Here is a 21,916-nt window from a genome sequence, read left to right on the forward strand (position 1 = left end):
AGCGTGCGGCCGACTTTATCGAGAATGTCGACGTTCCGTAGCGGATTCAGCACATGCGGCGTACAGCCCACAGGTCCAGCAACTGCTCCGCCGCAGCCGCGGCACCGGGCGCGGACGACACCAGCTCCCGCAACCGGCGGACATCGGCAGCCACCCGGGCGGTGCCCACCAGCCGCTCCACCCGCTCGCGCACCTCATGCGCGCCTCCGGCCGGCGCCGCGACCCCCAGCGCGATCAGTCTGGCGGCCGTCCGGCTCTGTTCACGGCTGCGGGGCGCGAGCAGCATGGGCACCCCCGCCGACGCGGCTTCCAGGACCGAGTTCATCCCGCCGTGGGTGACGAGGACGTCGGCGCGGCGGACGAGGTCCGCCTGGGGAATCGACCGCGAGGCAAACACGTTGCCGGGCAAGCGCCCGAGGGCCCCGACCGGCACCGCGCCCGTGGCCAGCACCACCAGCCAGTCGGTGCCGCGGAACGACCGGATGACCGCGGTGAGCTCGGCGGCCCGGCGCGCGAAGACCGTTCCGTAGGACACCACGGCCAGCCGTCGCGCCGGCCGTTCATGGACGATAGGCGGGACCGCTTCCCGAAGCCCGCCCAGCAACGGACCGAGGAACCGGACCGGACCGGCGTTCCGGCGGTTCCCGGGCGTCAGCTCGGCCAATCCGTTGACCAATGCCGGTTCCGCGCCGAGGAACCGCGGCGACGTGGTCCACAGCCACGCGGCGGGCGCCCCGGAGCAGAGCGAGCGCAACCACCGCGCATGCGGGTCGAGCACCACCAGCGAGGGCGGGCCCGCCCTCAACTCTTGCTGCCACACCAGCCGGAACTCTTCGGCGATGCGGCGCCGCTCGGTCGCTGACCGGTACCGGTCAGCGAGGTCCGCGGGTCGCCAGCCCGGCGCCACCCGTGCCCCGCCCGCGGGACCCGTGACAACCGGGACCGCACCCGCCGCACGTACCGCGCCGGCGTATTCGGCGGCCACGACCACCCGCACCGACGCTCCCCGCCGCACCAACTCCGCGGCGACCGCCAGGAACGGGCTCACATGGCCCCGAGCCGGATACGGCACCAGCAGGATCCCCACCGACGAAAGGATACCGGGCCGAGCCGTCCGGGCGCGGTCGTCACTGCATCGGCAGGGTGATGGTCGAGCCGGGCAGGATCTCGTAGTCGATCCTGGTGAGCCGGGACGCCGTGGCGAGGGGTTCACCTGTGCCGGTGTTGCGGGCGTACTGCGGGAACGAGCCGCCGGAGACCTGGACCCGCAGCCGGTGTCCCGGCTTGAACCGCCACGCCGTCGGCCACATCGTCACCTCGGCCGAGCGGACACCGTCTTCGCCGGCCGGGTGGTCCTGCGGGGTGAGGCGCCGCAGCCCGTCGCACACGTTGATCGAGCGGCCCTCCGGGTCGACGTCGCAGAGCCGGACGAACACGTCGGCGTGTTCCGTGCTCGTGCGCAGGCTGATCCGGGCGGACACCGGGCCGATCGCCTCGAGTGGCCGGGTCAGCACCTCGCCGGTGTGGACGAGCACGTCCGGCCGGGCCTCCAGCTTCGTGTTGTCCTTGCGGCCGGCGGATTTCGGGTCCAGGGTCGGCCCGCCGGTGGTGGGTGTCGGGTCCGCCGGGTCGTAGGTGAACCGGCCTGCCCCCTCGCGGGCCGGTTCACCCGCCAGGCCGCCGTCCGGCCGGAGGTACCACGACTGGCCGGTGGTGCCCGGTGGCGGGTACTCGGGATAGTCACGCCACTCGTCCGCGCCGCCGACGTGGAGGCGCACCGGCAGCTCACGCAACGCGCTGGTGTCCCCCGTGACGTGCGCCTTGAACCAGGCGATCGCTTCCGGGATCGCGGTGCCCGCCTGCTTGAACTCGACGTGCGCCCAAGGGCCGACGGTCAGCCGGGGATTACGGCCGGCGGCGCGCATCGCGGCGTAGTCGGCCAGCATGCCGGGGACCAGGATGTCCAGCCAGCCACCGAAAAACGTGGTCGGGGCGGTGATCTCCCCGATCCGGTGCCGGTGGCCGCGCTCGGTCCGCCAGTAGGGCTTCTCCGGGTCGTTGTTGACCAGCCAGTCCCCGAAGAAGCCGACGTCCTTGCCCGTCCCCCGTTCGGCGGCTTCGGACAACGGGAGGTGGCTCATCGCTTTCTGCGCCCGTTTGTCGCCGAGGATCTCGCCGAGGTCGGCGCGCAGCGGGCTCTTGCGTTCGAGGGTGACGGTCCGCGCGGTCCAGCCGAGGGCCGCGCCCAGCAGGAACGACCCGCCGCTGTAGAGGACATCGGCGGAGTTCGAGCCGATGATCATCGGGTACAGGGCGGTGATCCGGTCACCGGCGTCCGGCGCGATGGCCAGCTGCACGTACCCCAGGTAGCTGGCGCCGAAGGTCACCACTTTCCCGTTGTGCCACGGCTGTTTCTCCAGCCAGTCGAGCGTGGCCAGCCCGTCGCGCTTGTCGTCGGCGAACGGAGAGAACTCTCCTCCCGCGCCGTCGGTTCCCCGGACGGTCGCCATCAGGACGATGAAACCGCGCTCCGCGAAACTCTGGTGGATCAGGCGGCTGAGCAATCCGTTTCGCCCGTACGGTGTGCGCACCAGCAACGTCGGCGCGTTCGGCACCCCACGTGGTTCGTACAGGTCCGCGACCAGCTCCACGCCGTCATAGGCGGGAATCCGGAGATCCTTGGTGACCTTGAGCTTCCGGGTGACCGGCGGCGGCAGTTTCAGTGCCCGTTCGAAGATCCGGCTCTGCAACGACATGGTTCCTCCGGTTCAGGGCTGGATGGTGATGCGCTGCTGGCTGGTGTCGTCCAGCCAGTACGCCCGGCCCTCGTCGACGATGAGCAGTTCCTCGAACTTGCAGCCGAATTCGCCGACCCGCAGGTGCGGCTCGACCGCCCACACCCCGGTCTTCGGGCCGTGGTGCAGCGGGCCGAGTTCCTCCGGGAAGACCAGGCGGCGCAGGACGTTCAGCAGGAAACCCGGTCCGTGCCAGCTGGCCATGTAGCCGAAGATCCTGGCGGGCGGGAAGTAGGGGAACCGGGTGAAGAACCTGCCGTGCCGGTAGACGCGGTGGCCCATGACGTGACCGACGTAGCCGTTGACCGCGTTTTCGAAACCGGCGGCCCGGATCTCGCCGTCCACCCAGGCGAAGACATCGCGTGCCTGCTCGGGGTCGGCGAACCGCTCCGGCAGCCGGGTGCGGAGTTCGGACAGGAAGTCCTGCGCGCGTTCGAGTTCGGGGTTCTCGCCCACGCCGACGGTGTAGGCGATATCTCCGGTGTAACCGTCCAGCACGGGAGCGCAGTCGAGGATCGCGACGTCGTTCTCACGCAGGGTGCGGCCCTCGTCGCGGGCGGGTTCCCACTGCGAGTCCGGCGCCAGGGTGCGCGGGCCGAACGCGGCGATGGGCTTGTGCAAGTGCGCGCGGATACCGTGGTCGCGCAACCAGTCCGTCATCCAGCGCTGGGTACGGCCCTCGGTCCAGCCGGGCCGCAGCTCGGAGGCCGCCGCCTGGGCACAGCGGAACGAGAGCCCCTGCGCGGTCCTGAATCCGTCCACTTCGGACGGTGTCGGGGTGGTGGACGACGCCGTGCGCCGGCCGGAGAGCCAGTGCGCGACTCGGCCGCCCTCGGTGTTCTGCTGGATATCGGTCATGGTCGTCCTCGCCGGGCGGGGGTCCGCTGTCCCCCAGCACCGTAAGCGCGCGAGGTGCGCCACCGGAAACACCGAATCGGCCCCGGATGCACAGCCAAAAGCTGTCAATGACGGTTAGGGCGTGTCTGATAAAGGTTTCGGTTGGTGGCTGGGATGCTGCCGGTTGTGTCACGGTTTCGGTTGCTTTCAGACGATGAGTGGGCGTTGATCGAGGGTTTGCTGCCGGTCCGTACCGGTAAACAAGGCAGGCCGTTCTCCGATGCGCGGGCGATGGTCGAGGGGATCATCTACCGGTATCGGTGCGGGATCGCGTGGCGGGACGTGCCCGAGGTGTTCGGTCCGTGGCAGACGATCTAGACCTGGCACCGCCGGATGGCCGGCGACGGTACGTGGGACACCGTGTTGCAGCGCCTGCTGAGTACCGCGGACGCGGCCGGGCAGATCGACTGGGCAGTATCGGTCGACTCGACGATCGCGCGGGCGCATCAGCACGCCACCAACGTCAGCCGTCCCACAGGGGGCTGGGTCGAACTACACGGATCTGCTCACCGAGCCGCCTGATCATGCGATCGGCCGCTCCCGCGGCGGCTGGAGCACGAAAGTGCACCACCGGGCTGGGCACGGTCGGGCACGTACTCGTCCCGACCGTGTCCGGGGCGACAAGGCCTATTCCTCCCGCGCGATCCGTGGACATCTGCGCGCTCGTGGCATCGTCGCGGTGATCCCCGAACCTGCCGATCAGGCCGGGCACCGCAAACGCCGGGGCTCAAGCGGTGGTCGTCCACCGGCGTTCGACTCGGTGGACTACCGCGGCCGCAACGTTGTCGAGCGCCGGTTCAACGAGCTCAAACAATGGCGTGGCCTGGCCACCCGCTACGACAAGCTAGCCATCGTCTACCGGTCCGCGGTCGTCCTCCACACAGTGATCACCTGGACAAAGGCATTGTCAGACACGCCCTAGCTGCTCGGCCACGCCTCGAACGGGTGCTCGATCTTCGCGATCAACTCGGTTTCGGTGTCGCGAACCGCGCGTGCGGCGGCGATCAGGCTGTCGATCACGGCGTTGCGGCGGTCGGCGTGCCAGGCGATCGCCAGCGGGGAGCCGCGGAGCTCCGGGATGGCGACATAACGGACGCCCGAGTGGGGCGTGTACCGCCGGATCGAGCCGACCGTGATCGCGCACGCGGCGCCGGCGGCCACGATCTCGTTCTCCTCGGTCTGCGAGTGGGTCTCGATCAGGCGCGGCCGAGCCTGGCCCGCCCGGTGTTCGACGAGCGTCCAGTAGTCCTGCCAGGCGGTGTCCGCGGTGATGCCGACCGCGAAGGGCTGGTCGAGCGCGAGGACGTCGCTGAGGCTGACCTCGTCGTGGGCGGCCAGGGGATGTCTCGCCGAGAGCGCGATGACGCGGGGTTCGACGAAGAGGGTCTCGTATTCGACGCGCGGGGCCGAAACCGGCGGCCGGATGATGGCGATGTCGGCCCAGCCGTCCATCAGCCCGGCCGAGGTGTCACTGAAGTCGAATTCGCGCAGCTCGAACTTGACGGCGGGGAACCGCTCGCGGAACTCGGCCAGCAGCGGCGCGGTGAGTTCGAGCGCGGCGGCGACCACGAAGCCGATCTTGATGGTGCCGATCTCGCCCCGCGCCGCCTGCCGGGCGTCTTCGACGGCCTGGTCGAGGATCGTCAGCGCGGTCTTCGCGGCGGCGAGGAAGGCCTCGCCGGCCGTGGTGAGCTCGACCTTGCGGGTGGTGCGGCGGAGCAGCTCGACCCCGATCTCGTCCTCGAGCTGCCGGATCTGCGCGCTCAGCGACTGCTGCGCGATGTACAGCCGGTTCGCCGCGCGCCCGAAATGGAGCTCTTCGGCCACGGCGATGAAGTACCGGAGCTTGCGCGAGGACAGATCCACAGCCGGGGACTGTAACTCAAGCCGGAAAGCACTGTTTCAGTTCGAGGCGGTCGGCGTGTCACCGTGGTGGCCGGCCCGCCGCGGCTCCGGACCTGGAGAAACCGTCGTGCCGGACCCGGCGGCCGGTGCCACGCCCGTGGCCCGCCCGGGCCCCCGCGACCTCGGAAGGTTCGTCATGACCACCATCGCCCAGGCCCTCACCCGCGGCGCGGCCCGGCATCCCGAGCGGATCGCGGTCACGCTCGACGACCACGAACTGAGCTACCGGGCCCTCGACGAGGCGAGTGCCCGCGTGGCCGCGCTGCTGCGGGCGCGGGGAGTCCGCCCCGGCGACCGGGTCGGCATCATGCTGCCCAACGTGCCGTTCTTCGCCGCCGCCTACTTCGGCGTGCTGCGGGCCGGTGCGATCGCGGTGCCGATGAACATCCTGCTGAAGCCCCGCGAAGTGGCCTACTACCTCGCAGACTCCCAGGCTGCGCTGCTGTTCGCCTGGCACGAGGCCGACACCGGCGCGCCGGGAACGGACTGTGTCGAGGTCGGGCCCGACGCGTGGGAGACGCTGCTGGCGGGGTTCGGCCCCGTCGACGGCGTCGTCGAGCGCGACGGCACGGGCACCGCGGTCATCCTCTACACCTCGGGCACGACCGGACGCCCCAAAGGCGCCGAGCTGACCCACGACAACCTGCGCCCCAACACCGACGCCGCGATCGAGCTGATGTCACTGGACCAGGACTCGGTGGTGCTCGGCGCGCTGCCGCTGTTCCACGTGTTCGGCCTGACCTGCGGGCTCAACGCCACCATCACCGCGGGTGCCAAGCTCACCCTGGTCCCCCGGTTCGCCCCGGCCGCGGTACTGGGCGTGGTGGCCCGCGACCGCGTGACCTGTTTCCAAGGCGTGCCGACGATGTACTCCGCGCTGCTGGCCGTCCCGGACCGGGAACGCTACGACGTCTCGAGCCTGGACGTCTGCGTGTCGGGTGGATCAGCGCTGCCCGGGGAGGTCCTGCGCCGGTTCGAGCAGACATTCGGCTGTCCGATTCTCGAAGGCTACGGCTTGTCGGAGACGTCACCGATCGCGTCGTTCAACTTCTCCGACCGGCGCAAGGCCGGGTCCATCGGAACGCCGATCGCCGGGGTGCGGATGCGGATCGTCGACGACGCCGGGGCCGACGTCCCGCCCGGCGAACCGGGCGAGATCGTCATCAGCGGCCACAACGTGATGAAGGGCTACTGGAACAAGCCCGCCGAGACCGCGGCGTCCATCCGGGACGGCTGGTTCCACTCCGGTGACATCGGCCGGATCGACGAGGACGGCTACTTCTTCATCGTCGACCGCAAGAAGGACCTGATCATCCGAGGCGGGTACAACGTCTATCCCCGCGAGATCGAGGAGGTGCTCTACGAACGCCCGGCCGTGCAGGAGGCGGCCGTCGTGGGCGTCGAGCACGCTGAACTCGGCGAGGAGGTCGGCGCGGCCGTGGCGCTCAAAGCGGGCACGCGGGTGACCGCCGATGAGCTGCGCGAGTTCGTCAAGGACCAGGTCGCCGCCTACAAATACCCCAGGGTGATCTGGTTCGTCGACCGGTTGCCCAAGGGCGCGACCGGCAAGATCCTCAAACGCGCCATCGAGAAGCCGGCGACGGTGCCGTCATGACCTGGACGAACTGGGCGGGCGACCAGCACTGCGCGCCGGCACGGACAGCGCGCCCCGCGAGTGAAGAGGAGGTGCCCGGATCGTCACGGACGCCGCCGCACGCGGGCTGAAGGTGCGCGCGGCCGGTTCCGGGCATTCGTTCACCGACGCGGTCTGCACCGACGGCGTGCTCGTGGACACCTCGGGGCTGCGGCGCGTGCTCGCCGCCGATCCCGGCAGCGGCCTGGTGACGGTCGAGGCGGGAATCAAGCTGCATGAGCTGGGCAAGCACCTCGCCCGGCTCGGGCTCGCGCTGGAGAACCAGGGCGACATCGACGCACAGGCGCTGGCGGGCGCGCTGGCGACCGCGACCCACGGCACCGGCGCGCGGTTCGGCAACCTGTCCTCGCGGGTGGCCGGGATGCGGGTGGTGACCGCATCCGGCGAGGTCGTCGAGCTGACCGCGGACACCGACCCGGACGGGCTGCGCGCGGCCCGGGTGTCCGTCGGCGCGCTCGGCGTGGTGACCGCGGTGACGCTCAGGACCGTGCCGCAGTACACCCTGCACCGCCACGACCGGCCGCTGCCGCTCGGGGAAACCCTTGCGCGGCTGGACGAACTCGCCGGCGCCAACGACCACTTCGAGTTCTTCCTCTGGCCCTACACCCGGACCGCGGCGACCAAGACCACCAGGCGCGGCCAGGAGCCGGCCCGGCCACAGGCGTCCTGGAAACGCCGGCTCAGCGAAGACCTGATCGAGAACAGGCTGCTGGAGACGATCTCCCGCGTCGGGCGTGCCCGGAATTCACTGGTACCGCGGCTGAACCGGCTCCTGGCCTCGTCCATGGGGGAAGGCCGCCTGCAGGACCACGCTTACCGCGTCTACGCCACGAAGCGGACGGTCCGGTTCAACGAACTGGAGTACGCGATCCCCCGCGTCCACGCGCGGGAGGCGCTCGAGCGGGTGCTCGACCTGGTGGAGCGGCGGAAGCTGCCGATCCTGTTCCCGTTCGAGACGCGGTTCGCCGCCGCCGACGACGCTTTCCTCTCCCCCGCCTACGGCCGCGACACCTGCTATCTCGCCGTCCACCAGTACACCGGCATGGAGTTCGAATCGTTCTTCCGCGGTGTGGAAACGATCATGGACGACTACGACGGCCGCCCGCACTGGGGCAAACGGCACTACCAGACCGCCGCGACGCTCCGCGGGCGCTACCCGGGGTGGGACCGGTTCCAGGCCGTACGAGCCCGGCTCGACCCCCACGGCCTGTTCACCAACGACTACGTCCTCCGTACGCTCGGACCGGTAGACCACACCGCCGTTCAGTCCATTATGGACGAGCAAGGGCGGTCGAGCGCCCTGGAGGCCGACGATGCTTGACGTGCTCGTGATCGGTGCCGGCCCGGGTGGCCTGGCGGCCGCGGCGGAGCTCGGCCGGCGAGGCCTGCGGGCCACTGTCGCCGACAAGGCCGACGCGGTGGGCTCCGCCTGGCGCCGGCACTACGAACGGCTGCACCTGCACACGATCCGCTGGAACTCCCACCTGCCGGGCCTGAAGATCCCGCGCGCGTACGGCCGCTGGGTCGCCCGCGCGGATGTGGTGCGCTACCTCGGCGACTACGCCGCGTACCACCGCCTCGACGTCCGGCTCGGGGTCACGGTCAGCGGGCTGGAGCGGGACGGCGGCGGCTGGATCGCCCGCAGCCCTCAGGGCGACGTCCGGGCCCGGTTCGTCGTGGTCGCGACCGGCTACAACCACACCCCCGACATCCCCGCGTGGCCTGGGCGCGAGACCTTCGACGGCGAGTTGCTGCACTCCGCCGGCTATCGCGCTCCCCAGCCGTACGCGGGGCGTGACGTGCTCGTCGTCGGGAGCGGGAACACCGGCGCCGAGATCGCCGTCGACCTCGTCGAAGGCGGCGCGGCGTCAGTCCGGCTCGCCGTGCGGACAGTGCCGACCTTCGTCCGGCGCCAAGCCGGTCCGCTGCTCGACAACAGCACCATCGGCATCGTGCTGCGCAGGCTCCCGGTCCGGCTCGTCGACCACGTCATCGCGCTGTCGAGCCGGCTGACCACGCCCGACCTGTCGGCGCACGGCCTGGCGCGGCCGGGAGCCGGGGCCTACACCCGGCTGCTGGCCGACGGCGCGGTCCCGATCATCGACGTCGGGCTCATCGACGCCCTGCGGGCGGGCCAGGTCGAGGTCGTCGCGGCGGTCAGCGGTTTCGACGGAGACAAGGTCATACTCGCCGACGGCACCGCGATCGCGCCGGACACCGTGATCGCGGCGACCGGCTTCCGGCAGGGCCTCGACGAGCTGGTCGGCCGGTTCGTCCTGCTCGACGAGCGGGGCCGGCCGGCCGTCCACGGGGCGCGGACCCACCCGAACGCCCCGGGCCTGTACTTCACCGGCTACACCAACCCCATCAGCGGCATGTTCCACGAACTCGCGCTCGACGCCCGCCGCATCGCGCGGGCGGTCCGGCGCGAGGCCGGATGACCGCGACCACGGAGGTGCTGATGAACACCGAGCAGCCAGTCGGCTCGGTCGCCGAGCTGTGGCGGTTCCCGGTCAAATCGATGCTGGGCGAACGGCTCGACACCGTCGAGCTGACCGGCACCGGCATCGCGGGCGACCGCGCCTACGCGATCTTCGACCCGGCCACCGGCAAGGTCGCCAGCGCCAAGCACCCCCGGCTGTGGCCGGACATGTTCGGCTGCCGGGCCACGTTCGTCGCGCCACCCCGCCCCGGCGAGCCACCGCCCCCGGCCCGCATCGAACTCGCCGACGGCACCGTCGTGCGCACCGACGCCCCCGGCGCCGACGACGTGCTGTCCCGGTTCTTCGGCCGCGAGGTACGCCTGATCAGCGCTTCGCCCGAGAAGTACCTGATCGACGAATACCACCCCGACCTCGAACACCTGAACCCGCAAGGGGATCGCGACGTGGTCGTCGACCAGCCGCTGGGCGCCGCCCTGTTCGGCGCGCTCGGCCGTCCCTCGGTGGTCCCGCCGGGCGCGCTGGTCGACCTGTTCCCGCTGTCGGTGCTGGCGACCTCCAGCCTGCGGCGCTTCGCCGAACTGGAGCCGGACGGCGAATGGGACACCCGCCGCTTCCGTATGAACGTGATCGTGGAAACCCCCGGCACCACCTTCGCCGACAACGCTTGGGTGGGCGGGAACCTCGCTTTCGGCACCGGTGCGGCACTCGACGTCGCCGTCCCGACACCCCGATGCGTGATGACCAACCTCGCCCTCGACGAACTGCCGCGCAACCCGCGGATGCTCAAAGCGGCCGCCGCACACAACCGCCTCGACATCCTCGGCCTCGGGCTCTACCCGTGCGCCGGCGTGTACGCCGTGCCCACCGCGCCGGGCCCGATCCACATCGGAGACCAGGTCCGGCTGACCTCCGGCGGTAGAACACCGGGCACCGACCGCGAACTCACACCAGACGAGGCGCCGTCGTGATGTCCTCGGCGGTGAGGCGGAACTCGACCGGGTAGGCGTCGGGATCGGTCGCGGTCGCCGGTTCGGTCGAGCGCCACGCGTACCAGCACACGGAACAGGAATTCATCGTCCAGTGGCCGGCGACGGGCGAGTGCGCGACCGTGCCGGCTTCGGTGGACCGGCAACGTGGGCAGATCATCGGGTCAGCTCCCGGAAAAGGCTTTCCCACCCGGCGGATTCCGGATAGGCGCTGACGGGCTGGCTGTATTCGCCGCGCCGGTCCGGGTGCCGCGGGGTGGTGGCGTCGAGGATGAGCCTGCCGGTGACTCCCTGCGGATGCCCCGACGGATCCAGCGGGATCTCGTACATCCTCGGCACGGTGATCGCGTCGAACTCCGGGTTGACCTTGACCGACAGCGCCCACATCACCTGTTCCAGGTTGAACGGGTCGACCGTCTCGTCCACCACGATGACGATCTTCGAGTAGCCGATCCCGTGCGGCGTGGTCAACGCGCGCAACGCGACCACCCGGCCGAACCCGCCGTGCCGCACCCGGGTGGAGATGATGGTGACCAGGCCGTGCGTGTACATCGCGTTGACTGCCTCGACCTCCGGGAAGTCGGCCTTGAGCTGGCGGTGGATCGGCACGGAGGTGTTCAGGGCGAGCAGGTAGTCGATCTCGGTCCACGGCCGGCCGAGGTAGAGGTGCTCGAAGATCGGGTTCCGTCGCATGTGGACGCGCTTGACCGTGACGACCGGCAGCTCGCGACCGCCGGAGTAAGTGCCGGTGAACTCGCCGAACGGCCCCTCGTACTCGCGTTCGGCGTAGTGGACCTCGCCCTCGATCACGATCTCCGAGCCCCACGGCACGTCCAGGCCGGTGTAGGGCGCCCGCACGATCGGGTAAGGCGTCCCGCCCCGCCACGCGCCCGCCATTTCGTACTCCGACTGGTCGTACTCCAGCGGGGTGCTCGCGGCCAGGGTCAGGATGGGGTCGTTGCCGATCGCGATGGCGATGGGCAGGCCCTGGCGCAGCTGCTCGGCGTTGACGATGTGCCGGCCGAAGTCGTGCGGCGGCCCGGACTGGATCCCGAGGTGATCAGGCCCTTTGACCTGCAGCCGGTAGATTCCGACGTTCTGCTTGCCGAAGTTCTCCGGATCCGCGGAATCCCGGGTGACGACGGCGGCCTTGTCGAGGTAGGGCCCGCCATCGGCGGGATTGAGCCGGAAAACCGGCAGCAGCTCGAACAGGTTGATGTCGTCGGCCACCGTGATCTCCTGCCACGGCGCGTCCTCGCGGCGGTCGACCGGCACCGGGAACTTCAGCCAGCGCTCGCCCAGTTCGAAGAACTGCTCCTTGATCGAACTGTTCTTGTCCATCCCGAGCATCAGCGCGTGGTTGGCCCACGAGCCGTGCACGTTGAGCGCGACGCGTGCGTCGCTGAAGCCGTCGATGTTGTCGAACAGCAGCGCGGGCGCGGTCTTGCCGTCGAGATTCGCGACGGCCCGTCCGGCCGCGCCGAGATCCGGTTCCGGTTTGACGGGCCGGTCGATGTGCAGAAGCTGCTTCTCGGCGTCCAGCGCGGCCAGAAAGCCGCGCAGGTCGTCAAAGGGCGGAGGCATGGATCTCCTTTCGGATGGCGCGGGTGCCTTCCCAGCGGAGGGCCCCCGGCACGTCGAGCCCGACCTGGTCGAGGATCCGGGCGACCGTCTGGTCGACGAGGTCCGCGATGCTGGTGGGCCGGTGGTAGAACGCGGGCATGGGCGGCACGATCTGGACGCCCATCCGGGCCAGCGCGAGCAGGTTGTCCAGGTGGATCTCGGACAGCGGCGTCTCCCGGGGAACCAGGACCAGCTTGCGGCGCTCCTTGATGGTGACGTCGGCCGCGCGGGCGATGAGCCCTTCACCGTAGCCGGTCCGGATCGCCGCGACGGTTTTCATGCTGGCCGGCACGACGATCATCCCGTCGGCCCGGAACGAACCGCTGGAGATCGGCGCGGCCTGGTCGTTGGCGGCATGGACCCGGGTGGCGAGCTCCCGGACCTCGGGCACCGAGCGGCCGGTCTCCAGTTCGATGGTGGCCCGCGCCCAGTGGCTCAGCACCAGGTGGGTCTCGACCTCCAGGTCCCGCAACACTTCCAGCACCCGGATGCCGAGGATCGCGCCGGTGGCCCCGGTCATCCCGATCACCAATCGCATGAAGACGCTCCCTGCTGCTCGGCGAGGACCAACATTCCGTACACAGACAGTCCGTATACGGATGATGTTAGAGTGGCGCCGTGAGCACGTCAACGGGTGTGACCGCGGGAACCGCCGACTCGCTCCCCGGCTGGGAGCAACCGGAACTCGCCCTGCGCGGATCAGCCGGCCATCTCCTGCGCCGGGCGATGCAGGTGTACACGGCGCTGTGGACGAGCACTGTTTCCGACAAGCTCACGTCGCCGCAGTTCGCCGTGCTCGCCGTGCTGTCCACTGAGGAATCGCTGGACCAGCAGACCATCGGCGCCCGGGCCGGGCTGGACAAGTCCACCTGCGGCCACATCGTCGACCACCTGGGCAAGCTCGAACTCGTGAGCGCCACCGTCGACCCGGCCAACCGGCGCCGCAAACTGGTGGCGCTCACCGAGCGCGGACGCGACACGCTGCGCACCGCGACACCACTGCGAGCGCAGGTGGAGGAAACCGCGCTCGCGGCCCTCACCGGCAAGGAGAAACGCGAACTGAGCCGGTTGCTCGGCAAGATGACCGGGCTCAACCAGCCGGACTAGCGGCCAGCCAGTGCCTCGCCGACGATTACGGCCGGCACCCGGTCGCCGAGCTCTGACTGTCCTTTGTAGACCAAGTCGCGCGGATTCGCTCCGCGGTGGTGACGGCTTGCCTGAGCCCGGCCTGGCGTGCCGGTTGCCAGGCCGCCCAATTGCCCAGGTCCGGACCGAAGGCCTCCAGTGCGGTGGCTCGCGAGGGAACAGGTGCGCCAGCGGTTCGATGAGGACCAGGACATCGGCGCCGGTGGCGACGTCGGCGTTGGTCCCGGACACGATGCGCGCGAAGAACAACTTGCCGAGCTCCTTGCCGAGGGTCTGGCCGTGGACAAAACCCGGCAGTCACTTGAAACTCGCGTCGATCGCCCACACGACGCCGTAACCGATCCTGACCACAGCGGCGCCGCGGAGCCGGCGACGGTCCGACCGGAACGGCCCGGCGGTCGCCGCGGCCGGCGCAGCGCTGGTCACAGTGCTCATAAGTGATCCTTTTCGTCGTCGGTATCCACAAAGGACCCATGCTCGGGTTTGCGGCAGACCGGAACCGGACGGCAGCGAAGGACACCGCGGCGACCTCCGGCGCCTGCGCGCCGGACGTCCGTAGCGGTGAGGAGCCGGCCAACCACCAACCTCTGACCGACACCATTCCTGCGTTCCGTGCCGATACGTCCAGATCGAAGGTTATCCGCCGGTTAAATCTCCCGGATCGGCTGCGCAGTCCGGGTGGTGTTGCTTATTTCCCACCTTTAGTCGCATTGGGTAAATGGCACAGTACTGACTCGTCCCCCACTTCGAGGAGTGCGCACATGCCCATGCCTTCCGCTCAGCGGACGATCCCGTGTGGCAAGACGAAGCTCCGGCCCGTCGTGGCCGGCCTGTGCACCGCGGTCGCCACCGCGGCGCTGGCGACCGCACCCGCGTCGGCAGCCCCCGCGGTGGCAGCGATCCCCCGCCCGGACCACATCGTCGTCGTGATCGACGAGAACCACGCCCAGGGTGAGATCGTCGGCAGCGCGGACGCGCCCTACATCACCGGGCTTTCCCGCCAGGGCGCGAATCTCACGGCCTCGCACGCCATCACCCACCCCAGCCAGCCGAACTACCTGGCCCTGTTCTCCGGTGGCACCCAAGGCGCCACCAGCGACACCTGTCCCAAGAAAGCCTTCACCACAGCCAACCTCGGCGGTGAGGCGCTCGCGGCGAACCTGACCTTCGCCGGGTATTCGGAAAGCATGCCCAGCGACGGGTACACCGGCTGCACTTCGGGCGACTACGCCCGCAAGCACAACCCCTGGGTGGACTTCGCCGACGTCCCCGCCACGAGCAACCTGACGTACACCAGCTTCCCGACCGACTACACGAAGCTGCCGGCGATCTCCTTCGTGGTCCCCGACCTCCAAGACGACATGCACGACGGCACCGTCGCCCAAGGCGACACGTGGCTGCACGACAACCTCGACGGTTACGTGCAATGGGCCAAGACCCACAACAGCGTCTTCCTGCTCACCTTCGACGAAGACGACAACGGGCCGGACAACCTGATCCCCACCATCATCACCGGCGCCGGGGTGACGACCGGCACCTACACCGAGGATGTCAACCACTACAACGTCCTGCGCACCATCGAGGACGCCTACGGGCTGCCTCACGCGGGCCAAAGCGCCTCGGCCACACCGATCACCGACATCTGGTCCTGACCGGTCTCGCATTCCCCGCCGGCCATCCCGCGACTGTGCGCACCTGGCCGTCGACACCGATCAGACGGGCCGGCAAGCGGCGCGTCCTCCACCGTCCACTACGGAACCGGCGGCCGGGCCCAGGCTCAGCGCGTCACCCAGGTGCTCGGCGGGCTGCCCGGCCGACAGCACGCTCTCGGGGCTGCGTTCACCCGGCCCCTCGCCGCCGGGCCGTCACTCGAGTCCCGGCAGCACCCGAGTGCCCTCGGCCCGTACCGCGGCGAGGGACCGCGGGTCGAGGTCCAGCAGCCGCAGGATCGTCGGGGCGATCTGGGTGGTCTCGACCGCGCCGGTCACCACGGTGCCCCGGCCGGCGCCGCCGACCACCAGCGGGACGGCGCGGTCGTCGGCCGACGCGCCGCCGTGCTCGGCGATCTTCTTGCGCCCGCCGGTGAACACGACGCCGGGCAGGGTCAGGCCGACGAGGTCGGGGACGCGGGCGTCGCCGGGCCGGACGCCGAAGTACCGGGCGGCGCCGGCTCCCGCGTGGACGGTCGTCAGTCCTGAGTGGACGAACGGCTTCGCCGCGCCCGTGGCGCCGTTGCCGGTGCCGGACTGGGCGAGCAGATAGTCCTTCGCGAACGACGTCGCCGAGGGCGAGCGGTCCGAGAGCCACAGCAGCATCGCGTCGTCGTCGGTCGACTGCGCCACGAGGTCCGGCGCGCCCGGGTGGGCCGCGCGCCAGGCGGCGTTCAGCCCGTCGAGGAGGGCGCCGTCGTCGATCCGGGTCAGTGCGGCCGGGTCGACCGGCGACTGGCCGTGCTTGGCGGACAGCACGATCGTGGTGCTGCGGTCGAGGTGGCGGCGCTTCAGCTCGTCGGCGAACGCCCCGACCTGACGGTCGACGAAGTCCAGCGCGGAGCGCAGCACCGGTCCCGGCGCGGCGCCGCCGGGCAGGTACCCGCCGGCCTGCCCGCCCGACACCGGGAGCTTCTGCGCGGTGGACACCGACTGGAAGTTCAGCCCGAACACCGCCGGCGTGCCGGCCCGCGTGGTCCGGCTGTGGTCGTAGCCGTCGATCTCGTTGAGCACCGCGTCGGCCTTGTAGGCGTCGTAGCGCTGGGTCGCGGCGTTGTCCGTGGTCCAGTCCCCGCTGCCGGCCACGCTGTTGATCTCGGGGGTGAACAGGTCCTGGACACCGGTGCCGGACGGGCCGTCCAGCATTTCGTAGGCAGGGTGCTTGTCGGACCACGCGGTGCGCAAACCGGCCTGGCGCGCCACCTCGAACACCGTGTTGACCCGCAGGTACTGGTGCGGGTAAACGGGTTCGCAGGTCCGCGGGTCGACGGGCAGCTTCGCCGGGTCGATCAGCGTGCGCGGGTCCCCGGTCATCTTCAGCACCCCGTCGGGCAAGTTCGCGAGACCCTGCCCGGCGTCGAGGGCGTCCTTGTTCCGGTCGAGGTCCTCGGTGTAGTCGACGACGACGCCCGGCTGCACGCCCGCGCACTTCGTCGTGCCCGCAGGCAGCAGCGCGTGGTTGTAGGTGGCGTCGTAGTACACGCCGGTCGTGGCCGGGTTGCCGCCGGTGACCTGCGCGACCATGCCGGGGAACGAGTCCGAGGGCACCGGCGTGCTCGCGTGGGTGTACTGCGTGCCGTGCGCCACCAGGGCCGCCAGCGCCGAGTGCGGGTGCGCCGCGGTGTACCAGGCGAGGTCCGACTGGTGGAGTCCGTCGACCGAGACGAGCAGCACGTGCCGCTGCTCCGGCTGTGCCGCCGCCGGCACGGCCGTGGCGAACAGCCCCGCCGCGGCGAGCAGAGCGAACAAGGGTGCGCGGTTTCTCGACACGATCTTTCCTCCTGCGGTTCCGGCGTCCGGAACGGAGCGCCCGACGTATTCCAGGCGGTGGAGAAGGACCTCGGGAAACGCCGGGGCGAACATCGAATGAACGCCGGTCCCGCCGGAAAACCGGCATGATACGAGCCCGAAGGTTAGCCACAGGTTCACTGCGGGCAATTTTTCCGCCCTGGCGAAACCGGCAAAAAGAGCAACGAGAACACCGGCGTGATAATCATTCCGGTGGCCGGCCGGAGCACCCCGCCTGGCAGGATTTCCCCATGACAGCTGCAGAACTGCGCGGTGGCGAGCTCCGGGCCGGCCGCCTCGCCGCGAGCAAGGTCCCGGAGGTCACCGCGCTCTTCTGGGTCGTCAAGGTGCTGACGACCGGGATGGGCGAGACGACGAGCGATTTCCTCGCCCACGTCATGGATCCCGTGATCGCCGTGGCGCTGGCCGGGCTGGCGTTCGCCGCGGCCCTCGTCGCGCAGCTCCGCGCCCGCGTCTACGTTCCGTGGCTGTACTGGACGACCGTCGTGCTGGTCAGCGTGTTCGGGACCATGGCGGCCGACGTGCTGCACGTCGGCCTCGGTGTGCCGTACGCGGTTTCGACGGCCTTTTTCATGGTCGCGCTGGCCGCGGTTTTCCTGCTGTGGCAACGACTTGAGAAGACCCTGTCGATCCACAGCATCACCACCCCGCGCCGTGAGCTGTTCTACTGGCTCACCGTCGTCACGACGTTCGCGCTCGGCACCGCCGTCGGCGACCTGACCGCCACGACGCTGCACCTGGGCTACCTCGGTTCCGGTGTGGCGTTCGCGGTCCTCATCGCGCTGCCGCCGCTCGCCCGGCGATTCGCCGGGCTCGGCCCGGTCGCGACCTTCTGGGCCGCCTACGTCCTGACCCGGCCACTGGGCGCTTCGTTCGCGGACTGGCTCGGGGTGCCGCCCGTGCGCGGCGGGCTGGACCTGGGCACCGGCCCGGTCAGCCTGGTCCTGCTGCTGGTGATCGCCGCGCTCGTGGCTTGCCTGACCGTGGCGCGGCGGGAACCCGGCCGGTAGCGGGCCCGAGACCGACCGTGCCGAAGGCAAAATCCGGCTGACCCGCGCCGAACCGCCCGCTGGTCCGCCCGGTCCTAGAGTCGGCTCCGTGCCCGAACCCGAGGGACCACCGGCCGACGCGGCGCTCGGCCCCGTGATCGCGGCGACGGTGGCAGCGCCGGCCTTCCTGCTCCTCGCAGCGTCCGCGACCGAGGTGCTGCCGTGGGCGTCGGGCTTCGACCTGGGCCTGCACACGTGGCTGGCCGGGAACCGCTCCCCCGCCGTGGTGTCCTTCGCCGCGGGGCTCACCGCCACGGCATCGTCGGCGTTCACCGCGCCGCTCGTCTTCGCCGTCACGGCGGCGCTCGCCCCGGCGCCGCTGGGCCGCCGCCTCGCCCGCGCCGCGCTGGTCACCGCCGTCATGCTGCTCGCCGTGCTCTGCCGCTTCGGCCTGTCGGCCCTGATCGCACGCCCCCGCCCACCCGAGGCCGGCTGGGCCGTCCAGGCCTCCGGCCTCGCGTTCCCCTCGGGCCACACGTCCGACGCGTTCCTCACCGCCGGCCTGCTCGCCTGGCTCGCGGGGCAGCGGCTGGCCGCCCACCCCCGTATCCGCGCGGTGCTGTGGGTCGCCGCCGCCGGGTACGTGGTGGCGATCGCCTGGACCCGCGCGTACCTCGGCGTGCACTGGCCCACCGACACCCTCGGCAGCATGGCTTTCGGCACGGCGTGGCTGTCCGGCGCGCTCGCTGTCCGCGGGGTGCTGCTGCCCTCCGCCGTCCCCGGACCGGTGCGTTCGGGCAACCGGTCCGCCTAGCACAGCCGCGGTCACTCCACAGTGGACCCACATGACGCCGCAGTGGGAAATTGTTTTACCGCCCGCTTGCCCGCGTCCGGCCGACGTCTAATCAGGTCTCCCCTAGCGTCTGACGGGTCCTGCTGCCCGGCGAACCGAAAGAGCACATGACTTCGCACCGCACACTCGCCCCGCCCCACCGGCTCCTGAACAAGGTCCCGGAGGTCACCCTCTACTTCTGGGTCGTCAAGGTCCTCTGCACCACGGTCGGTGAGTCCGCGGCCGACTTCCTGAACGTGAACCTGGACTTCGGCCTGACCGGGGTCTCGCTGCTCACCGGCGCCCTGCTGGTCGCCGCCCTGATCGTCCAGTTCACCGCGAAACGGTACGTGCCGGCCAAGTACTGGCTCACGGTGGCGCTGGTCAGCGTTTTCGGCACGCTGGTGACCGACAACCTCACCGACAGCGCCGGCGTGCCGCTGGAGACGAGCACCCTCGTTTTCGCCGTTCTGCTCGCCGCCACCTTCGCGACCTGGTACGCGAGCGAGAAGACGCTGTCCATCCACTCCATCGTGACCAGGCGGCGGGAAGCGTTCTACTGGCTGGCGATCCTCTTCACGTTCGCGCTCGGCACGGCGACCGGTGACCTGATGGCGGAGGTGCTCGGGCTCGGCTACCTGGTGACGGGCGGGATCGTCGCGGCGCTGATCGCGGTCCTCGCGATCGGCTGGCGGGCCGGGCTGCACCCGGTGCTGGCGTTCTGGTTCATCTACGTCCTGACCCGGCCGCTGGGCGCGTCGATCGGCGACTACCTGTCCCAGTCGCCCGGCCAAGGCGGCCTGGGCCTCGGCACGACGGTGACCAGCCTGATCTTCGTCGTCGGCATCCTCGCGGTCGTCACCTACCTCTCGCTGACGAAGACCGACGTCACTCCGGGCGACGCGCCGGCCGAGGCGGAGACCGCGCGGGGCGGCTTGTGGCAGACGGTCGTGGTGGTCGCTCTGGTCCTCGTCGCCGCGGGAATCGGCTACACCGTGCGAAAATCCGCACTCCAGGACGACACCCCGGCACCCGTCGCGCAGCCGGGGGCACCCGCCGGCCAGCCGAACGCACCGGCCGGCCGGGCAGCCGGCCCACTGGGCGACCTCTCGGAGTTCCGGACCATCACGCAGGACACGCTGGGCAAGCTCGACGCCGGTGACCAGTCCGGCGCCACCAGCCGCGTCGACGACCTCGAAACCGGCTGGGACAACGCGGAAGCCCGGCTGAAGCCGAAAGACGACACCGCGTGGAGCACCATCGACGGCAAGATCGACACCGTCCTGCGTCAGCTGCGGGCGACGAGCCCGAACCCGGCCACCGAGAAGCCCGCGCTCACGGCGTTACTCGCGTCGCTCGGATAAGCGGCGCTCATCACCCAGCTGCTGGAGCTGAAACCGGTGGTGCGGCGTCAGTCGTGGCCGAGATCGTGGTGTTCGGGGGCACCGTCGGTGATGCCGTGGAACGCGAGCATCAGCATGGCGACGAAAACGAGCACCAGCACCACGATCAGCACCACCTGCCGACGGCGATTCGGCACCGCGCCGCCGCGGCCGGTGAGGGTCATCAGGTCCGCGGCGAGCTGGCGGCCCGCACCGGCGAGCACCGGTCGCCATCCGACGGTAGGCACCTCGGCGGTCGGCAGGTCGGCGACGACGGCGTCGAGTTCGTGGCGGTACCGGGCGGCGTAGATCGCCGCGGTGCGCTCCTCGACCTCGGTCAGGAACAGCCGGCCTTCGCCGACGGCCTGGTGCAGCGCGTCAGCCGCCCGTTCGCGTTCGGCGTCGGAACAGCGCACACCCTCCGGAGCGGACGTGGTCGCCGGGTCGTCTGCGGTCATGAGTTACCTCCGCGCTGGTTGGGAACGGAATTCGGTGAAACGCTCCACGAGCTTGGCCAACCGGGGTGTGACGGCGAGGCCCAGCAGCCCCACCGCCATCCCGAGCGCGAAGCCCGCCACGACGTCATGCGGGTAGTGCGCGCCGATATACACCCGCGAAATCCCCACCAGCACCGCGAAACCGACCGCCCACCAGCCCCAGCGCCGGTTCACCAGCAACACCGCGGCGGCGAACGCGGCCACAATCACCGTGTGATTACTGGGAAACGCGTAATCCGTCGGCGCGTCACACGGCAGCAAAGTATGCACACCAGCGACAACCCGGCACGGGCGGACCTCGGCGAAAGCCGACTTCAGCACCGTATCGAATACCAGCGCCACCCCGACCGCGACCGGCACCCACACCGCCGCCGCCAGCTCCGCCGCACCCCGGCGGCGCGCCCGCCACACCAGCGCCAGGATCACCGGCACCACCAGGAAAACCCCGTACTCACTAAACGCCACCACCGGCCCCGCCAGCCAGCCCACCGACCCTGCGAAATCCGTCACGTCCTTGTACAACCCCGCGTCGAAGAACATCAGACACGCTCCCGCTTGGCCCGACGGCTCCGGATTACCTCGACGAGCAGCGGGCTCAACGACAACAGCACGACCACGGCGATGATCGGCAGCAGATAGGTGTCGACATTCGGCACCGACGCGCCCAGCACGTACCCCGCCAATGTCACCCCGACCGTCCACACCAGACCACCGACCACCTGCCATAACGCGAACTGCCGCGCCGGCATCCCGGTGACCCCCGCCAGCGGGTTCAGCACCGTGCGGACTACGGGGATGAACCGGGCCAGCACCACGGCTTTCCCATAGCCGTAACGGGAAAGCATCGCCGAACCCCGTGCGACACCATCGTGCACATGTCGGCTCTTCACCCGCACCAGCAACGCACTACCCCCACGACGGCCGATCAAGAACCCGACCTGCGCACCAGTGACGGCCCCGAGCGCGGCCGCGACCATCACCACCGGCAGGGACACATGCAGGGCCGAACCCGCACCCGTCGCCGCCAGCACCCCGGCCGTGAACAACAGCGAGTCGCCGGGCAGGAAGAACCCGACCAGCAACCCCGTCTCGGCGAACATCACCACGAACACCCCGACCGGCCCGAACGTGGCGAGCAACGACTTCGGGTCGAGCAGGCTGCCGCCCAGCGACTCCCGCACCGCGACAGCGGCGTGCACAGCGAACCCCACGGGCCACTCCTCCAGTTACTACTACGTCGATGTCGAA

23 protein-coding genes are annotated in these 21,916 nt (G+C 70.4%); 11 read left to right on the forward strand and 12 right to left on the reverse strand.

Going from position 1 to position 21,916, the window contains the following annotated elements; translation table 11 throughout:
* Positions 1-46: 46 nt before the first annotated feature.
* From OG943_RS16070 to OG943_RS16080, 3 genes are read right to left on the reverse strand one after another with little or no spacing between them, the layout of a single operon-like run.
* Positions 47-1,087 carry a glycosyltransferase gene (locus tag OG943_RS16070; RefSeq protein WP_328610570.1) on the reverse strand — a complete coding sequence of 347 codons (1,041 nt, stop codon included), beginning with the start codon at positions 1,085-1,087 and terminating at the stop codon, positions 47-49.
* A gap of 40 nt (positions 1,088-1,127) precedes the next feature.
* The gene (locus tag OG943_RS16075; protein WP_328610571.1) at positions 1,128-2,756 is read right to left on the reverse strand and encodes a CocE/NonD family hydrolase; all 1,629 of its coding nucleotides are present in this window, start codon (positions 2,754-2,756) and stop codon (positions 1,128-1,130) included.
* 12 nt (positions 2,757-2,768) lie between these two features.
* On the reverse strand, positions 2,769-3,653 hold the full coding sequence (locus OG943_RS16080) for a M24 family metallopeptidase (protein WP_328610572.1): 885 nt from the start codon (positions 3,651-3,653) through the stop codon (positions 2,769-2,771).
* Positions 3,654-3,806: 153 nt separating this feature from the next.
* Between OG943_RS16080 and OG943_RS48360 the strand changes: the two genes are divergently transcribed.
* Both OG943_RS48360 and OG943_RS48365 read left to right on the forward strand, forming a co-directional pair.
* A complete protein-coding gene (locus OG943_RS48360; protein WP_442874790.1) occupies positions 3,807-4,010 on the forward strand; it encodes a transposase in 204 nt (67 codons plus the stop codon).
* Between the two features lie 244 nt (positions 4,011-4,254).
* On the forward strand, positions 4,255-4,614 hold the full coding sequence (locus OG943_RS48365) for a transposase (protein ID WP_442874729.1): 360 nt from the start codon (positions 4,255-4,257) through the stop codon (positions 4,612-4,614).
* On the opposite strand, the gene OG943_RS16090 is transcribed toward OG943_RS48365, so the two are convergent.
* Positions 4,611-5,558 (reverse strand): LysR substrate-binding domain-containing protein, encoded by a 948-nt coding sequence (locus tag OG943_RS16090; RefSeq protein ID WP_328610573.1) that lies wholly within the window; start codon positions 5,556-5,558, stop codon positions 4,611-4,613. The genes OG943_RS48365 and OG943_RS16090 overlap by 4 nt on opposite strands.
* A gap of 175 nt (positions 5,559-5,733) precedes the next feature.
* Here OG943_RS16090 and OG943_RS16095 point away from each other — a divergent pair, with 175 nt between their 5' ends.
* From OG943_RS16095 to OG943_RS16110, 4 genes are all read left to right on the forward strand, one after another.
* A complete protein-coding gene (locus OG943_RS16095) occupies positions 5,734-7,212 on the forward strand; it encodes a long-chain-fatty-acid--CoA ligase (RefSeq protein ID WP_328610574.1) in 1,479 nt (492 codons plus the stop codon).
* Between the two features lie 79 nt (positions 7,213-7,291).
* Complete coding sequence (locus OG943_RS16100) at positions 7,292-8,572, forward strand: D-arabinono-1,4-lactone oxidase (protein WP_328612079.1); 1,281 nt, start codon at positions 7,292-7,294, stop codon at positions 8,570-8,572.
* Positions 8,565-9,692 carry a flavin-containing monooxygenase gene (locus tag OG943_RS16105; RefSeq protein WP_328610575.1) on the forward strand — a complete coding sequence of 376 codons (1,128 nt, stop codon included), beginning with the start codon at positions 8,565-8,567 and terminating at the stop codon, positions 9,690-9,692. Before OG943_RS16100 ends, OG943_RS16105 begins: the two co-directional genes overlap by 8 nt.
* Entirely contained in the window at positions 9,689-10,663 is a 975-nt protein-coding gene (locus OG943_RS16110; protein ID WP_328610576.1) for an MOSC domain-containing protein, read from the forward strand. Before OG943_RS16105 ends, OG943_RS16110 begins: the two co-directional genes overlap by 4 nt.
* Here OG943_RS16110 and OG943_RS16115 read toward each other — a convergent pair.
* Genes OG943_RS16115 through OG943_RS16125 form a run of 3 tightly spaced genes read right to left on the reverse strand, consistent with a single transcriptional unit; the run spans position 10,638 to position 12,842 of the window.
* Positions 10,638-10,841, reverse strand: coding sequence for a non-oxidative hydroxyarylic acid decarboxylases subunit D (locus OG943_RS16115; protein WP_328610577.1), 204 nt, complete (start codon positions 10,839-10,841; stop codon positions 10,638-10,640). The two genes, OG943_RS16110 and OG943_RS16115, sit on opposite strands and share 26 nt — an antisense overlap.
* Positions 10,838-12,265 (reverse strand): non-oxidative hydroxyarylic acid decarboxylases subunit C, encoded by a 1,428-nt coding sequence (locus OG943_RS16120; protein WP_328610578.1) that lies wholly within the window; start codon positions 12,263-12,265, stop codon positions 10,838-10,840. The genes OG943_RS16115 and OG943_RS16120 overlap by 4 nt, the downstream gene beginning before the upstream one ends.
* Positions 12,249-12,842, reverse strand: coding sequence for a UbiX family flavin prenyltransferase (locus OG943_RS16125; protein WP_328610579.1), 594 nt, complete (start codon positions 12,840-12,842; stop codon positions 12,249-12,251). The genes OG943_RS16120 and OG943_RS16125 overlap by 17 nt, the downstream gene beginning before the upstream one ends.
* Before the next feature lie 80 nt (positions 12,843-12,922).
* Between OG943_RS16125 and OG943_RS16130 the strand changes: the two genes are divergently transcribed.
* Positions 12,923-13,411, forward strand: a complete 489-nt coding sequence (locus OG943_RS16130) for a MarR family winged helix-turn-helix transcriptional regulator (RefSeq protein ID WP_328610580.1) — start codon at positions 12,923-12,925, stop codon at positions 13,409-13,411.
* Between the two features lie 336 nt (positions 13,412-13,747).
* On the opposite strand, the gene OG943_RS16135 is transcribed toward OG943_RS16130, so the two are convergent.
* The gene (locus tag OG943_RS16135) at positions 13,748-13,885 is read right to left on the reverse strand and encodes a hypothetical protein (RefSeq protein ID WP_328610581.1); all 138 of its coding nucleotides are present in this window, start codon (positions 13,883-13,885) and stop codon (positions 13,748-13,750) included.
* Between the two features lie 326 nt (positions 13,886-14,211).
* Here OG943_RS16135 and OG943_RS16140 point away from each other — a divergent pair, with 326 nt between their 5' ends.
* On the forward strand, positions 14,212-15,102 hold the full coding sequence (locus OG943_RS16140; RefSeq protein ID WP_328610582.1) for an alkaline phosphatase family protein: 891 nt from the start codon (positions 14,212-14,214) through the stop codon (positions 15,100-15,102).
* 213 nt (positions 15,103-15,315) lie between these two features.
* Here the strand turns inward: OG943_RS16140 and OG943_RS16145 are convergent, their stop codons facing one another.
* Complete coding sequence (locus tag OG943_RS16145) at positions 15,316-16,929, reverse strand: alkaline phosphatase family protein (protein ID WP_328610583.1); 1,614 nt, start codon at positions 16,927-16,929, stop codon at positions 15,316-15,318.
* Positions 16,930-17,198: 269 nt separating this feature from the next.
* Here OG943_RS16145 and OG943_RS16150 point away from each other — a divergent pair, with 269 nt between their 5' ends.
* The 3 genes from OG943_RS16150 to OG943_RS16160 all read left to right on the forward strand — a co-directional run bounded on the left by OG943_RS16150 (position 17,199) and on the right by OG943_RS16160 (position 20,153).
* Positions 17,199-17,978: a COG4705 family protein gene (locus tag OG943_RS16150; RefSeq protein ID WP_328610584.1), complete on the forward strand. Its 780-nt coding sequence runs from the start codon at positions 17,199-17,201 to the stop codon at positions 17,976-17,978.
* 88 nt (positions 17,979-18,066) lie between these two features.
* The gene (locus OG943_RS16155; RefSeq protein ID WP_328610585.1) at positions 18,067-18,771 is read left to right on the forward strand and encodes a phosphatase PAP2 family protein; all 705 of its coding nucleotides are present in this window, start codon (positions 18,067-18,069) and stop codon (positions 18,769-18,771) included.
* Positions 18,772-18,917: 146 nt separating this feature from the next.
* A complete protein-coding gene (locus OG943_RS16160) occupies positions 18,918-20,153 on the forward strand; it encodes a COG4705 family protein (protein ID WP_328610586.1) in 1,236 nt (411 codons plus the stop codon).
* Between the two features lie 47 nt (positions 20,154-20,200).
* On the opposite strand, the gene OG943_RS16165 is transcribed toward OG943_RS16160, so the two are convergent.
* Genes OG943_RS16165 through OG943_RS16175 form a run of 3 tightly spaced genes read right to left on the reverse strand, consistent with a single transcriptional unit; the run spans position 20,201 to position 21,879 of the window.
* Entirely contained in the window at positions 20,201-20,629 is a 429-nt protein-coding gene (locus OG943_RS16165) for a DUF1707 SHOCT-like domain-containing protein (protein WP_328610587.1), read from the reverse strand.
* Positions 20,630-20,632: 3 nt separating this feature from the next.
* Positions 20,633-21,208 (reverse strand): phosphatase PAP2 family protein, encoded by a 576-nt coding sequence (locus OG943_RS16170; protein ID WP_328610588.1) that lies wholly within the window; start codon positions 21,206-21,208, stop codon positions 20,633-20,635.
* A complete protein-coding gene (locus tag OG943_RS16175) occupies positions 21,208-21,879 on the reverse strand; it encodes a DedA family protein (protein WP_442874730.1) in 672 nt (223 codons plus the stop codon). The genes OG943_RS16170 and OG943_RS16175 overlap by 1 nt, the downstream gene beginning before the upstream one ends.
* Positions 21,880-21,916 lie beyond the last annotated feature (37 nt).

Source organism: Amycolatopsis sp. NBC_00345, from assembly GCF_036116635.1.
Lineage (GTDB): Bacteria > Actinomycetota > Actinomycetes > Mycobacteriales > Pseudonocardiaceae > Amycolatopsis.